The sequence below is a fragment of the Anabaena sp. PCC 7108 genome, from assembly GCF_000332135.1.
Classification (GTDB): domain Bacteria; phylum Cyanobacteriota; class Cyanobacteriia; order Cyanobacteriales; family Nostocaceae; genus Anabaena.
Window position 1 is genome coordinate 4,758,278 of the sequence record NZ_KB235896.1, and the last position, 15,888, is coordinate 4,774,165.

A 15,888-nucleotide genomic window follows, 5' to 3' on the forward strand; every position below is an offset into this window, starting at 1 on the left:
TAAATGCAAGTAAATCTGGCTTAGGTTTTTTATGAGTTCCCGTCGCATTCTGAAAGCTGGTGAATCTTATCCTTTCAGCCGATATTTTGAATTATCTTTTACTATTGATGATATTTTAGCGGAATTAAACTGCACTATTGAAAGGAAAAATTTAACATTACCTGAATCTTCAGAAACTTTAAATTTACAGTTTTTACAGCACCAGATTCAGCGTAATTTATCTCACATAGATTTAGTGAATGAAACTACTAGACGTGAGGCTTTAATTGGTCCCATTCTGTTTGAGGTATGTGATTTAACTAATCAGCGACTGAATATAGAATATTCCATTGCAGTAAATGATTATTTGAAAGGAACTGTAGATTATTATATTGCAGCACCTCAAAATTTATTAGTTATTGAAGCAAAACAATCAGATTTAGTGAGGGGATTTACTCAACTTGCTATTGAATTAATCGCACTTGATCAATGGACAAAATCTACTTCTGAGCTTATTTATGGAGCAGTTACGACTGGTGAAGATTGGCGTTTTGGAGTTTATAACCGCACAAGTCGTCAAGTAACTCAAGACCAAAAACGTTATCGAGTTCCAGAAGATTTATCAACACTTGTGAATATTCTTATGAGTATTATTTCTGCATCATAAATTATGGCAACATTTACTAACTGATAATTGATTTATCGCAAACAACGAATTGCTTCTAATAATCCTCTAGCTTTATTCAGCGTTTCTTCGTATTCCTTTTCTGGTTCGGAATCAGCGACTAAACCGACACCCGCTTGGACTGTGACAGTCTTGAGCTACTAACATCGCATTGATGTGAGTGAAAATTCTGTCTAACTCTCCAATAGCTTCCAATTCTATAACTTCCTCTGAAGTCAGCAAATCAGCTTTTTTTCTATCCAAAAGTTCTTCCATTCGCTTTTGGAGTTCATCATTAAATTTAAATAAATTGAATTTATCTACCTTTTCAACTTTAATCCGACCAAGTAACGTTGAAGGTCTACTAATAGCTGGTATCATTGTGTAGCTCCAGTATTGATTTTAATTTCCCTTCTTCTTAGAAAGTGGAGTTTATCGCAAACAACGAATCGCTTCTAACAATCCTCTAGCTTTATTTAGTGTTTCTTCGTATTCTTTTTCTGGTTCGGAATCAGCTACTAAACCGGCACCTGCTTGGACTGTGACGGTATGATTATGCAATACCATCGTCCGAATAGCGATCGCACTATTTAATTGTCCTTCAAAATCATAATACCCATACACACCAGAATATACACCCCGGCGACTTGGTTCTAATTCGTTAATGATTTCCATCGCTCTGATTTTCGGCGCACCGCTGACTGTACCGGCGGGGAAGCTGGCTTTAAGTAAATCCCAGGCTGTTTTGTCATTTGCTAATTTACCCACCACATTACTGACAATGTGCATGACATGGGAATAGCGTTCAACTACCATCAATTCATCAACTTTCACGCTACCGCTTTCGCACACACGCCCCAAATCATTGCGTCCTAAATCAACTAACATGACGTGTTCAGCAACTTCTTTGGGGTCTTGGAGTAAATCTTCAGCGAAAGCCGCATCTTCTTGGGTTGTCTTCCCTCTGGGTCTTGTCCCAGCAATGGGGCGGACTGTGGCGATTATACCCCCATCAGGGTGGCATTCTGCCTTCACCATGACTTCAGGACTAGAACCGATAATTTGCCAATCCTTGAAGTTAAAATACGCCATGTAAGGTGAAGGATTGATTTGGCGCAAAGAACGATAAAGGGCGAAGGGATTCCCTGTATATTCTGTAGATAAGCGTTGAGAAATGACGACTTGGAAGATATCACCAGCTTTGATATATTCTTTTGCTTTTTCGACACTGGCGCAGAAATCGGGACGGGTGAAGTTGCTGGTGTATTCCTCTATTCCTGCTTTCGGTTTGTTTCCGGGGGCTGTCCAAGCTAATTTGGTATCTTGTGGCGATAGAGGTAAAGATAGCTTGCTGACCATTTCCTGAATGCGATCGCTCGCCTTTTGATAAGCTACCTCTAAATTAACTTCTAGGTCACGTAAATCAGCATATGCGATCGCCCAAATTTTCCGTTTTACCTGGTCGAAAACCAATAACTGGTCTACCTGCATCCACAATCCATCAGGTATATTCCGCTCATCTTGGGGATGAATTGGTACACGCGGCTCAATCCAATTAATTAACTCATAACCCCAAAACCCGAATAAACCGCCAATTCCTGAAGGTAGTTGTGGTAATTTTACTGGGTGATAAGGTGCTAAACATTTAGATAAAACTGTAAAAGGATCACCTGTAAAAACTTGCTCAGAACCATCTCGATGTGTTTGAGTAGTTTTATCACCTCTAGCTTCCAAAATCCAGAGAGGATCACAACCTAGCAAACTATAACGTCCTAGTTTTTCTCCACCTTCCACCGATTCCAGCAAAAAGCTATAAGGTTGCTCTGCACATACTTTATACCAAGCAGAAACGGGGGTATCTAAGTCAGCTACCCATTCTTGATATACAGGGACAAAGTTACCTTGTAAAGCGAGTTTTTGAAACTGGGTGAAATCGGGGAAAATCATAAATAATTAACAATTAATACTTAAAAATTAACAATTACGAACGAGTTATTGGCTATGGGTAATTGGTAAAAGTTTTTCTTTTTCCCCATTACCCATTAACCACTACTTAACGATTAATTCACAACGGCGTAAATCAAACAACAATTAAAAATTCGTGAACAGCTTGTTGAGTCTGCTTTTTTAATTTTTAATTGTTAATTTTTAATTCCGCCCTGCGGTACTATGCATCGTAAGTAGCTTTACCACTGAACTTCAGTTGTGCAGGACTGGGGTTTTGACCAATTCTGCGAGGTACAAAGCGGACTTGTTCACGACCAGGGTTGACTTTTTCAGGGAAGACACCATCAGCTGGGTGAATAGCAGTGGTTTCGCCGTTGGGAAGAATCCGGTAAACTTTGTAATCCGTGATTTTGAATTTACGGAGTTGAGCGCCCAAAGCGATGCCATATTCTTTCCGAGCGATATAAAGCAGGTTTTCGCCTTTAACCATCGTGGCTGCGCCACCTGTAGGCATTTCAAAAACTTGCTCTTTAGGGCTAGTCCAAGTGATAGCGTACTTTTCTTCTTCTTGTGCTTTTTTTAGCAATCCGCCAGTGCTGCCACCGAAAAGTGGAGTTTTACCAGTAAGAGTGTCTGCCATAAGAGGTTGTCTCTCAACGTTTTTAGGGCATACTAACATCGTAATTGAGCTTATATTGCGATCGCGTCATAGACTGTAACAGTTTTTAGTGATTGAGTCTGGCTAAAGGGTTCAGAATGTTACATCAAGGAACAATAGAACAATTTTTGAGAATCAATCTATAATTAACATTACATTACATAACTTTGCAAGTCTTTACAAAAGCTACATTTTAGTAAGTGCAAAGGGTAAACCATACCAACAAAAATCAAATAAGCTTTTAAAACATTCTGTAATTGTAGACCGTTAAGTTAGAAATTTAGCGAGGGATTGTACTTATTAATTACGAATTACGAATTATCTCTATAAAAACCATAATCTTTCTTCTTATCTTCAAATCTATACTCACGGTTATAATGATCATCAGGATCATAACCAATATCACCGACAAAACAAAATGATCTAGCTAAATTAAAAGTTCTTTTCTCAAATACAAATTTATTTTGTGGTGGCATTTTTTCAAAATCATTTTTAAATTTTTTCCATTCTCTTTGGTTATGTCTATCCATAAATACATCTAAATTTTGTAACTGGTTTAACCATTTATTTTTCTCAAGTTCTACTGTATCTTTTTCCTCTGTTTCAAATTCCAAATAAATCTCTTCTAATATTTTCCGTATTTCTTTAGGATATCTACCAGCTAAAGCTAAAAATGCAATTAATGTTTGCTTACATTCTGGTGTAGGTTCTATTCTCCATGTTGTATCATGTTTTTCATCGTTTTCTGTTGGAGTCCAGATAATTTTGATAATTTTGCAAATATTAATAAGCCGTTTTGCGGTTCTCGGAGTTAAATCAACGTGCTGACAACATTCTTTTATCCATTTAAATTCTTCAGCAGTAAATCGTTCAAAGGTAACTAATGGGTCTGTATTTGCAGAATGTTGTATTTTTGTATTATTCTCTTTTGAATTATCTTCTCTAGTTCTAGATTCAGAAATACCTTTAACACCTAAATTTTTAGTAGAAGTAGATACTGGGAAATTATAATCTTGATCTGTTTGTTCTTCAGTATCAACAGGTATTTCTTCAATTTCATCTTGATATGATTTTTCTGGTAATTGTTCTAATTCTTTTAAAAATCTACTTTCATCATTTACTTGTTGTAAAGGGATACAATCTTCTCCTGTTGTTTGTTGCAAAAACAGATTTTTATCAGTTATTTGCTGGGAATTAGAGATATTTTGACTGTCTTTTTTAGACTCCTCTTCAATATCTACCAAAGATTTTAAATACTTTTCTGCTACTTCTCTGCTAATAGGCCGCATTCTGTAGGGAATTTGGATAATTTTCTCTATATAATCAACACCAGAGGGAGTACCACCACGTTTTAAAACTCCTCTATAATTGTGTTCTAAAGCCCGACCAATATAACGGTCATCTATTGCTAAAACAATGACAAATATTTCTGTATTTAACAATAATTGTACAGCTTCTAAAACTTGGACAACTCTATCAGGAGGACAACGATCTAAATCATCTATATATAAAACTATTCTCGCAGAACCTCTGGGGAAATATTTTTTAAGAGCTTTGAGTTTTTCAGGATTTGTATTTCCTGGTTTATAGGTTAAATGGTCAGATAAATCTGCTAAATCATCTTGGATTTGGTGCATTAAACCGAGAAGTTTTTGATAGGGATTATCCTCTAAACGGTTATTGACAAAATCCAATAAAGATTTATATTGAGCAGTTAAACCAACAAGTTGTTTTTGTCTTTCTACCTGTAATTGTAGTTTTTCAATTTCCTGCTCTTTTTCAGTTATTTCTTGTTTAGCTGCTTCCTTATTCCCGGAGATTTCCTTAACTTGATTTTGCTCATATTCTGATTTACGTTGATTAATTTGTTCTTTAATCTTTTCATCCTTGGTTTTAATTAGCTTTTGTTTCTCATCTTTAATATTTTCCCTAGCTACTTGTAAAAATTTCACCGTTTTTACTTGCAAAATTTGGATTTTTTTAAATATTTCGATACTGACAGATATAGCTGGAATAGCAGATATACTAGTTAACCAAAGTTTTAAAGCTGTGGATATTTCTAGAAGTGCTGGTAAAAACTTCGGGATAACAGAAACAATTAAGAAATAAGCGATAAATGGTAAAGCAGTTGCACCCAAAAATATAAATAATGTCTTTTTGTCTTTCTTAGTAAATTCAATCAGCCCAACTATATTACTAGGTTGTTCTTCCAAAAAATTAGTTATTTTTTGGACATTATTAACGATAAGCTTAATTTTAGCATTTTTCTTTTCAATTAATTCTTGTGCTACATCTAAAAGGTTAGAGTCAGCTAATTTATCTAACTTCAACAACGGGAATTGAGCTTCTAAATCTTTTCTGTTTTTAAAGCCGCAAGAATTGAGAAAGTCTTTGAGAATAGAATCACCAAAATCATCTTTAAGAGTTTCTTTAAGTTGAGACAGAAAAATAATCAATGTCGCTACATCTGTCATTTCTTCTTCAACATTTCCCTCAATCTTCTTCACCTCTTGGTTAAATTCTTGCTCAAGCTGCTCAACTTCTAAATTAAATTTATTCTCAATTTCTTGATTCTTGCTTTTTACTTCGGCTTCTAAATTTTGTAATTCCTGTTCCGTTTGTTCTAATTTCTTCTGTTCTTCTTCTCTAACTTCACTGAGAATATCCCAAAGGGCATTACCATCAGCATTTTTTTCTTTAAATTTAGCAAATACTTCCTTGCTCAATTCCGATTCTAAAATTGCCTTTCTGTCACTATCATTCATCTGATTAATAACACGCCAAACATCACCACCAGCCAGCAAATTAGAAACTTCTCCTAATTGCTTTTCTAAAGTTAATTGACGGTCAAGTTGATCAAAAATAGTCTGCATTAAACTTGCCCAGAGATCAGATTTAGCATAACTCCAGGCATTAAATTTGATTTGGTAAACATGACCAACATAAGGAGAAAGATTTGGTTCATCTCCCTTTTCTCCCCATGTCTGTTTTGCAGTTAGTTGTTGACAGCGAATTTTGGTAATTTGTTTTTCTATTAAGTGCATTCCAAAAGATTTCCCGCTACCCCAACCGCCTAAAATTGCCACAGCTAAAGGAGGTTCAAGACTCCGCAACATTAATACATCAGCTAAAGATTGCAGTTCCTTAGACACATCTAAAGAGTCTTCACCAGTTGCTTGGTCATTGCGGAAAGCTTGAGGAACACGAGTAATATTAAATCTTTGCCAACGCCAAACCTTGATACCATCTTCACCAGCACTGATGATGTAGTCTCCCAGTGGGTCAAAAGCAACGGAATAAACTGCATTTTCATGTTTACCGATAATTATTTGCCGTTTACGCTGGGGGTCGGAAATATCCCATAACCGCACTGTGTTGTCATCACTGCCACTAACAACAGTTTTGCCGTCGGGACTGAAGGCTACTGAGGTGACATATTCTGTATGAACAGAGAAAGGTTTACCTATAGCTTCTCCCGTATTTACATCCCACAACCGCAATGTGTTGTCTGCACTACCACTGATAATGCTACTCCCATCAGGACTAAAAGCAACTGAGATGACAGCACTTGTATGACCAGAGAATGGTTTACTGATTGCTTTACCCGTGTTAACGTCCCACAACTGCACTGTTTTGTCCTTGCTGCCACTAACAACCATACTGCCATCAGGACTAAAGGCCACTGAGATGACAGCACTTGTATGACCAGAGAATGGTTGAGCTATAGCTTCTCCCGTATTTACATCCCACAACCGCAATGTGTTGTCTGCACTACCACTGATAATGCTACTCCCATCAGGACTAAAAGCAACTGAGGTGACATATTCTGTATGAACAGAGAAAGGTTTACCTATAGCTTCTCCCGTATTTACATCCCACAACCGCACAGTGTTGTCATCACTACCACTGACAACTATATTGCCACCAGGACTAAAAGCTACTGAGTAAACAGGACTTGTATGACCAGAGAATGGTTTACCGATTGCTTTACCCGTGTTGACATCCCACAACCGCACTGTATTTTTGTCACCACTGTCACTAACAACCATACTGCCGTCGGGACTAAAGGCTAGTGAGGTAACAGGACTTGTATGACCAAAGAATGGTTTCCCTATTGCTTTACCCGTGTTGACATTCCACAACCGCACTGTTTTATCCCTGCTGCCACTAACAACTATACTGCCATCAGGACTAAAGGCTACTGAACTGACAGAACTTGCGTGACCAAAGAATGGTTTCCCTATTGCTTCTCGAGTATTTGCGTCCCACAACTGCACTATCTTAACACTGGCACTGACAACCTTACTACCGTCGGGACTAAAGGCTACTGAGTTAACATATTTTGTATGACCAGAGAATGGTTGACCTATAGCTTCTCCCGTATTTACATCCCACAACCGTATTGTGTTGTCCCAACTGCTGCTGACAACCTTACTACCATCGGGACTAAAGGCTACTGACCAGACCAAATTTGTATGCCCAGAGAAAATTTGCGCGACTTCTCCAGTATTCACATCCCACAACCGTATTGTGTTGTCTCTACTGCCACTGATAACCATACTGCCGTCGGGACTAAAGGCTACTGACCAGACAGAATTGGTATGCCCAGAGAATGGTTGACTTATTGCTTCTCCTGTATTTACATCCCACAACCGTATTGTGTTGTCCCTACTGCCACTAACAACCATACTGCCGTCGGGACTAAAAGCTACTGAGTTGACATAACTTGTATGACCAGAGAATGGTTGACTTATAGCCGTTCCCGTATTCACATCCCATAATCGCACTGTGTTGTCATCACTACCACTTGCAACCATACTCGCGTCGGGACTAAAGGCTACTGACCGGACAGAATTTGTATGACCTTTACAACTTGACCACTTTCCCCCGGTTAGCAAATCCCAAATCTCGACTGTGCCATCTGCTAAACCCACAGCTATGCGTTGTCGTCCCTGGGGTGATATGGCTACTGCATATACTTCACTCTCAAACTCGGCAAAAGGTTTTTCAGGTTCTGGGGTTCCTGCTTCTATGCCAATTTCGATTTCTGGGATTATTAATTGTTGACTGCTGATTTCTTGTTGACCTTGGGGTGCTTCCATGCCAGTAGTGATACCAGTTTAGTTGTGTGTGGGTGTTACTGGTTTTACTATGTATGCTATTTGGTTGTAAATACTTTTATACGTTTGTTTACAAGCAATTATCAGCAAATAGGCTGAAAACCCCGGAATAAAACTCTAAAAATTGTCTGATAGTGTAGCGTGGCGCAAGCCATATCAGGATTTACAGGATTTTAGGATTTACAAGATGTTGGTAGCCCTGACGACTGGAAGTCGCGGCTATACAAACAAAGTCCGCCTAAGCGGACTAATGAAAAATTAAGGGTTTGGTCTGTTTAGATGCGGTTTCTAACCGCCGATTTGATCTTCAGTACAATGCGTAAGTCCTGAATTATTTGGTCTTCACAAACGACTGCTGTTCCTCTGCACTACCCTGAACAATGGGAATAGTGAAGTGGAACTGACTACCTTGGTCTTTACCAGTGGACTCTGCCCAGATTTTGCCACCCCAGCCATTGACAATTTGCCGAGAAATTGCCAAACCCAGACCGGTACCACCAGCAGTCCGTCGCAAAGCTCCCTCTTCTTGATAAAAGCGGTCAAAGACTATTTCTAGGCGATTGGGTTCTATGCCCCGTCCCGTGTCGGATACAGTCACCTCAACCATTTGATTGCGTTTGCTAGTAGTCGCTTTGATGTGAATCTCTCCTTGGGAAGGCGTAAATTTACAAGCATTGTCTATCAGTTTGGCGATTACCTCCACTAGCCAATCACCGTCAGCCCTAATCAAAGGTAAAGTTTTAGGAATTTGCGTTTTAATTTGGGCTATCTTTTCCGTTGATGACCGTGTACGTAAGCGGCTGAGTGCTAAATCTATACATTCTTGTAAACTGAGGGATTCGGGATGCCATTGCACCCGACCACTTTCTAAATTAGAAAGAGTGAGGAAATCTTGCACTAATTTCCGCATTCTCTCGGAGTCAGAAAGGGCTGTACTGAGCATCACCTGCTGCAACTCTAAAGGCATATCCGGCTCACTAGCGAGGCTTTCCAGACAAACTTGAATAGTAGATAGGGGGGTACGCAGTTCATGACCAGTGATGGCTATCAAGTTGCTACGGGTGCGGTCAAGGGCTTCTAGCTGCTTGTTCAGTTCTTCTAAATTAGCAAAAGCTTCGGCTTGAATTAATGCTGCGCCGACTTGAGTTGCGATCGCTTTGACCAAATCCAATTCTCCTGGTTGCCACTCATGGGGCGGTAAATCGCAATAATGTAACTCGACAATTCCCAACAGTCGTCCTTGAGAGAACACTGGTTCCATCAACCAAGAACGAATGCCCAACTTTTTCACAATCAAGGAAAGTCTGGGAGAACTGGTCACACGATAGTCAATCAGCGTATCAGAAACACATACCCCCTCACCCTGTTGTGTAAGTTCTTGAAACAGAGGATTGCTCTCTAACTCCCAAGTTTGTCCCCGCACCGAAACCACACCAGGACTTAAAAATTCATGCTCAATTATGGCTTGGGCTTCGGTAGTTTGAGCGCGGTAAATGAGACAACGACCAGCTTCGAGATGTTGACCTAATTCTTGTGCAGCCACTTCGAGAACAGAGTGGGGATCAAGCGATCGCCTAATCGCCGTACTAATCGAGTTGATCAAGCGTTCTTTTCGTGCTTGTAGCGCTATAGAACGGTAGGCTTTGTGCAGTTTGTACTGACTAGCTTGCAGGTAAGTCACCAAGCGCTGTACAAACGGGTCAGTATCGATATCACAAGCATATTCGTTCAATGGCTCTGCGCCTGATATCTTGATTGACTCTCCAATCCCGAACCTCTGTCGTGCTTCCTCAATTTTGTCTACCAAATCAGGTCTGTAAACCAGAATTCTGTCCAATAACAATTCTGCGGCTTTGAGGCTCACTCCCCGCTCTGATGTCCAAATCCCCTCAAATCTTCTCGCTGTATCGATATCTAATCCAGGGGTAATTTCTGGTAACTGCTGATTTTTGGTAATAGAACCTAGACTTTCTCGGCACACTAAGCAGGTAGCATAGTTGTCCGCAATGACCACCAAATGCCACTCTTGACTTAAACCGTCATCTGGCTCAAAAGCTACTTTTTCATAGTGTTCCGAATTATGGGCGAACTCCGTTTCTGGTGCAGATAATACGTATATTTGATTACTTCGTTGAGACAGTCGTTGATAGCGATGAGCTTCTTGGCGGTAAAATCGCTCTCGTTGGAAACTAGCAATAATCAGGGGCTGGCTCAAGGTAGCAGCCAAAACCTGATCTTCCATTGCATGGGAGAGCGCCGTTAGTGAAGCCTTGAAATATAACTGGGTCCGCAGGTAGGGTAGTGACTGTAGCAAATCACTCAGCACGGAAGTCGAAATGCTCATGAATATCGTTAAACGCCCAATCTAGACAAGATCCACGTCACAAATGCATTGTACAATTTAAAACTGGTCAATTGTTAGTTGTCAGTTGTCATTAAACACATCTTAACCATTATCCGTAAAAAGAAAATTTATCTCTTTTTTTAACTTCAATACAGCTTTGGTCGCAACTAAAGCCAAAATACCATAGCAGGGGCTAATGTATGAGGTTTCCTAAAATTTGCTCACAAGTTTTGCATTTTTACAATTGAGATCCTCATTTTAGATTAGCTTAAAAAGCTTGTTCTTATTGATTAGTTTGTAAATATAGTAATCTAGTTTTTTACAAGTCTGCTAAAAATATTAAATTTTATTTAAAATTCAAAAAATCGTCTTTATATAAGCTATGTAACTATACATAACTATATGTTAATCAGAATTAAGATATAGTTATGAGATACATTTTCTCCCTTGCCAGGTTTTTAAACCCATCATCTTTAATGATATAATTTCCCTATCAGTACTCAAGCCTTTTAATATTATTTTCAATATTTAAAGGCTTGAATGTTGATGATCATTTTACAAACATATAAAATCGATTAAAAGGAAACTATTAATCATGAGACCAAATCCAATTCCCCCACAACCAGGTCAAGAATCAGTTTGGGACTATCCCCGTCCTGCGATTTTAGAAGATACCGACAAACACCTGAAAGTGATTTGTAATGATATTGTTTTAGCAGAAACTACCAGAGGAAAAAGAGTCTTAGAAACCAGTCATCCTCCTACTTATTACTTCCCTCCAGAAGACATCAAACTAGAATATTTAATTGAAACACCAAAGAAAAATTTGTGTGAGTGGAAAGGTGCATATCAATATTATGATATCAAGATTGGTGATAAACTGCTAAAATATGCTGCTTGGCGATATTTTGCACCAACTCCAAATTTTCTTCCCATGCAAGAATATTATGGTTTTATTGCGGCTTTAATGGATGCTTGTTATGTCAATGATGAGCTAGTAAAACCCCAATCTGGTGATTTTTATGGCGGTTGGATCACGGCGGATATTGTCGGACCCTTTAAAGGTGAACCAGGTACTTGGGGATGGTAAATAATGAAGATTGTAGTTATCAAAATTGATAGTTTGATAATTCAGGAACATCATTTAGAAATTATTTATAGTGCAGATAAATTCAAATTTTCAACCAAGATTTTCTATCATGGTGTTTCTTTTTCTGGGTTGATGAAAAAATATTCTCAAGCCTTTATCCAGGGTATAGTTGCTCATATTGCCTTATTTGAAGGTATGAAACTATGTTCTCTATTTCCTGAATACTATGATATTTCTGTCATTGCTGAATATTTAGAACATCCGGTTTTAGATTTATTTGTGACAATATATCAAGGAGTATTTGGACAACATTGGTATGAAAATAATATTACCAATTATCAACAACCAGAAATTATTTATTCCCAGAAATTAGGAATAAGTCAAACTACAAATATTTTAGGAGATAATCAAACGATTCTCGCTGGTTGTGGTGGTGGCAAAGATAGTATTGTCGCTATGAAAATGTTAGAAGAAGCAGGTATACCCTTTGCTTCTATGCAGTATTCCCATAGTGTTTACGGAAAAGCCGATTTTCAGCATGAGTTAATTTCCCAAGTGTTAGAAAGTGTACAACCACTTCAGAAACATCAAATATCCATTTTTGATGATTTTACAGAGTTTCCATTTCTGAAATTATATTTTCCTGAAAATTCCGGTATTACTGCACCAGAAACACCAGTTTCTATTTTTGAATCTTTAATTTTAATGTTAGATAAAGGATATAATTATCTTTGTTTAGCACATGAAAAAAGTGCCAATACTGGTAATTTATTCTGGGATGATATAGATAAAGAAGTTAATCATCAATGGGGTAAAGGTTTAGCAGCAGAACAGATTTTAGACCAATTTATTCAGGAAAATCTGTTAACTAATTTTAAATATTTCAGCCTTTTACAACCTATTTACGATTTTCGCATTTTCCAAAACTTTAGTAAATACCCGGAATTTATTCCTAAAATTCATTCTTGCAATGTGCAAAAACCTTGGTGTAAGAAATGTCCTAAATGTGCTTATGTTTGGTTAGGTATGATGGCATTTTCTCAGCAAAGTATTGTTGATAAAGTTTTTAAAAACAACCTATTTGATGATGTAGACTTACTTCCTACATTCCGAGAAATGGTAGGTTTGGGTGAACATACACCATTTGAATGTATCGGAGAAATTGAAGAAAGTTGGTTATTTATGAAAAGATGTTTAGAAAAAGGTTCAACAGGTACAGCGTTAGATATGTTTGCTGAAGAAATTTTAGCAGATACGAGGATTGATTGGCAGAAAATAGAAGAGAAATATAATTATGTTTATACAACAGAACACGCTATACCTGATTGGATATTTGAACAGATTAAAGAACAGTTGTAAAAACTAACTACCCGAATTAAGGACGCAAGAAGATTATAGTATTAATGATACCGTTCAGTTGAGTGAGGAAGATGTGAGAATTTTGATTGAACAAAGCAAAAAATTTATTGAAATTGCAGAGAAATTTTTACTAATCTAAAAAATCTGAAAAAATCATAATTGTTGAGATTTTAACCATTCACTGACAACTTTTTCCACTGGTTGAGATTGATTATCTACTTGATAATTTATCTTTTGTATGTCAGTTGTAGAAATTTTCCCTCCTAATTGATTAATAGTATCTATGATTTCTGGATATTTTTGCAGTATTTCTTGATTAAAAATAGGTACAGCTTGATAGGGAGGAAAGTATTTTTTATCATCTTTTAAAATCACTAATTTTAAAAATGGAATTAAACCATCTGTAGAATTAGCTGCGATGATATCTACTTTCTTTTCTACCAAAGATTTATACATTAATCCTAATTCCATCTGTTGAGGAGGTTTGGTAAAATTGAAGTTGTATGTTTTTGCTAACCCTGGATAACCATCTTCTCTAACAATAAATTCATAACCAAATCCGGCTTGCATTTGTGAAGTATATTTAGCAATATCAGAAAGGGTTTTAACCTGCCATTTTTTCGCATCTTCACCACGAATAGTTAAAGCATAAGTATTTTCAAACCCTAAAGGTTTCATCACTGCTAATTTTAATTCTTGATCATAGTATTCCTTCACTTTTTCATAAACAATTTCAGGATTATTAATCGGTTTTTCTTTTAAAATTGCTGTAAATGCAGTTCCTGTATATTCTACATAACCGGCAATTTTTCCTGCTTTTACCGCTTCATGAGCAATAAATGTACCTCCTAAATTAAACCGACGATCTACTTTTAATTTAGTATGATTTTCTATTTGTTGTGCTAATAATTCACCTAAAATTACTTGTTCAGTAAAATTTTTTGAGCCAATAGAAATTGTTGCTGGGGTTTGTTGATAGTTAAATGTAATTAATCCGACTATAATTAAACCGATTATTCCTAAAATAATACCTATATTTCGATTAAACTTACCTTTATTTGCTGTTTGTTTAGTCAGGGTTTTTTCTAAAAATCCTAAACCAAAATCTGCACTCAAAGCAATAAAAGCTGCTGGTACTGCACCTGCTAAAATCAATTCATTATTAACTGTAGAAATCCCACGAAAAATAAATATTCCTAAACCTCCACCACCAATAGCAGCAGCAATTGTGGCGATTCCTACTGATATAACTGTTGCTACTCTCACGCCTGCCAAAATAACTGGTAAAGCCAGAGGAATTTCGACTTGTAATAATAATTGTTGGTCTGTCATTCCCATTCCTACTCCGGCTTCTTTAATAGCAGGATTAATACTATTAATGCCAATGCAAGTATTACGAATTATGGGTAATAAAGCGTAAAGAGTCAGGGCAAATATAGCGGGAGTTTTGCCAATTCCTCCCAGGAAAGGGACAGAAATTAAAAACCCAAATATGGCTAAACTGGGGATAGTTTGAACAGCGTTTGCTAAACCAAGAATAGGAGAAGCTAATTTGGGTTGACGAGTGATAAAAATGCCCACAGGAAGCCCGATAGAAATGGCTATTGTCATAGCTATAGCTACTAATATTAAATGTTCTCCACTGCGGAGAATAATTTCAGGTGCGTATTGAAATAAAAACATATTTTTTTTGATTTTAATTTAAATTGATTTTAATTATTGTGTTCCCAATTATTTGCAGTATTTAAACAAGCAAGAAAAGCTTGTGCTTCTGGATGTTGAGATTGGATAAATTCTTTTCTAGTTCCTAATACGACTAAATTTCCTTCATACATTAAACCAATTCTAGATGCTAAAAAGAAAGCCTCTTGAATATCATGGGTGACAAATATCACTGTTTTTCCTAGTTGTTGTTGTAAATATCGAAATTGTTGTTGTAATTCTAAACGAGTGATAGGATCAAGTGCGCCAAAAGGTTCATCCATTAATAATATAGGTGGATCTGCGGCTAAAGCCCTAGCAACTCCCACTCGTTGACGCTGGCCTCCTGATAATTGATGAGGATAACGTTGAGCAAATTTTTCTGGTTCTAACCCAACTAAATTTAACATTTCGTAGACTCTATTCTGAATTTTCTGTGGTGGCCATTTTTCTAAAGATGGTACAATACCAATATTTTCAGCAATGGTAAAATGAGGAAATAAACCTGTTTCTTGGATGACGTAACCTATCCGCCTTCTCAGTTTAATAGCATCCCATTTAGTTGTAGGGTGATCGCTGACTAAAACTTCTCCTTTTGTGGGTAAAAGTAAATGATTGATTAATTTTAAAGTTGTAGTTTTACCGCTACCACTACGCCCTAATAAAATTAATGCTTCCCCTTGATAAATGTTTAGATTTAAGTTATGTAATAGGGGACGATGATTGATTTCAAAACTGACGTTACGAAATTCTACTGTAATTTTCGATGTTGTAGACATAATTATCTAGTTAAATAAAATTAAGCTCGAACATGAATCAATACTAGTCGGTTAAGCTCAAAAAATAAAATTACGTAGGTTGGTTTCTGGAACGTATCCCTACAGGACACTGCGTGAACGCGTAGCGTAGGCATAACCCAATTAGGCATAACCCAATATTGATAAACATTTGTTGGGTTTGGCTGCCACTTAACCCAAACTACAAAAACTACAAAAACTAAATTTTGAATTTTTTACCTGCAATCTG

General features: G+C 37.2%; 10 protein-coding genes and 1 pseudogene. 3 read left to right on the forward strand and 8 right to left on the reverse strand.

What is annotated here, in order from left to right; all coding sequences use genetic code 11:
* Positions 1-31 precede the first annotated feature (31 nt).
* A complete protein-coding gene (locus ANA7108_RS0122325) occupies positions 32-646 on the forward strand; it encodes a hypothetical protein (protein ID WP_016953054.1) in 615 nt (204 codons plus the stop codon).
* Positions 647-678: 32 nt separating this feature from the next.
* On the opposite strand, the pseudogene ANA7108_RS31435 reads toward ANA7108_RS0122325, so the two are convergent.
* The 6 genes and pseudogenes from ANA7108_RS31435 to ANA7108_RS0122350 all read right to left on the reverse strand — a co-directional run.
* Positions 679-795 (reverse strand): annotated as a pseudogene (locus ANA7108_RS31435) (hypothetical protein); the annotation flags it as partial.
* The gene (locus tag ANA7108_RS0122330) at positions 758-1,024 is read right to left on the reverse strand and encodes a hypothetical protein (protein ID WP_016953055.1); all 267 of its coding nucleotides are present in this window, start codon (positions 1,022-1,024) and stop codon (positions 758-760) included. The gene ANA7108_RS0122330 and the pseudogene ANA7108_RS31435, both read right to left, overlap by 38 nt.
* Before the next feature lie 51 nt (positions 1,025-1,075).
* Positions 1,076-2,590 carry an anthranilate synthase component I gene (gene trpE / locus ANA7108_RS0122335; RefSeq protein ID WP_016953056.1) on the reverse strand — a complete coding sequence of 505 codons (1,515 nt, stop codon included), beginning with the start codon at positions 2,588-2,590 and terminating at the stop codon, positions 1,076-1,078.
* Between the two features lie 220 nt (positions 2,591-2,810).
* Positions 2,811-3,230 carry a photosystem I reaction center subunit II PsaD gene (locus tag ANA7108_RS0122340; RefSeq protein ID WP_016953057.1) on the reverse strand — a complete coding sequence of 140 codons (420 nt, stop codon included), beginning with the start codon at positions 3,228-3,230 and terminating at the stop codon, positions 2,811-2,813.
* 329 nt (positions 3,231-3,559) lie between these two features.
* Positions 3,560-8,350, reverse strand: a complete 4,791-nt coding sequence (locus tag ANA7108_RS0122345; protein ID WP_016953058.1) for a P-loop NTPase fold protein — start codon at positions 8,348-8,350, stop codon at positions 3,560-3,562.
* Between the two features lie 349 nt (positions 8,351-8,699).
* The gene (locus ANA7108_RS0122350; protein ID WP_026104388.1) at positions 8,700-10,712 is read right to left on the reverse strand and encodes a DICT sensory domain-containing protein; all 2,013 of its coding nucleotides are present in this window, start codon (positions 10,710-10,712) and stop codon (positions 8,700-8,702) included.
* A gap of 595 nt (positions 10,713-11,307) precedes the next feature.
* Between ANA7108_RS0122350 and ANA7108_RS0122355 the strand changes: the two genes are divergently transcribed.
* Both ANA7108_RS0122355 and ANA7108_RS0122360 read left to right on the forward strand, forming a co-directional pair.
* A complete protein-coding gene (locus ANA7108_RS0122355) occupies positions 11,308-11,802 on the forward strand; it encodes a DUF427 domain-containing protein (RefSeq protein ID WP_016953060.1) in 495 nt (164 codons plus the stop codon).
* Positions 11,803-11,805: 3 nt separating this feature from the next.
* Positions 11,806-13,161 (forward strand): hypothetical protein, encoded by a 1,356-nt coding sequence (locus tag ANA7108_RS0122360; protein WP_016953061.1) that lies wholly within the window; start codon positions 11,806-11,808, stop codon positions 13,159-13,161.
* A 153-nt stretch (positions 13,162-13,314) separates the two neighbouring features.
* On the opposite strand, the gene ANA7108_RS0122365 is transcribed toward ANA7108_RS0122360, so the two are convergent.
* Complete coding sequence (locus ANA7108_RS0122365) at positions 13,315-14,844, reverse strand: glycine betaine ABC transporter substrate-binding protein (protein ID WP_016953062.1); 1,530 nt, start codon at positions 14,842-14,844, stop codon at positions 13,315-13,317.
* Positions 14,845-14,873: 29 nt separating this feature from the next.
* Positions 14,874-15,641, reverse strand: coding sequence for an ATP-binding cassette domain-containing protein (locus ANA7108_RS0122370; protein WP_016953063.1), 768 nt, complete (start codon positions 15,639-15,641; stop codon positions 14,874-14,876).
* Positions 15,642-15,888: the final 247 nt, after the last annotated feature.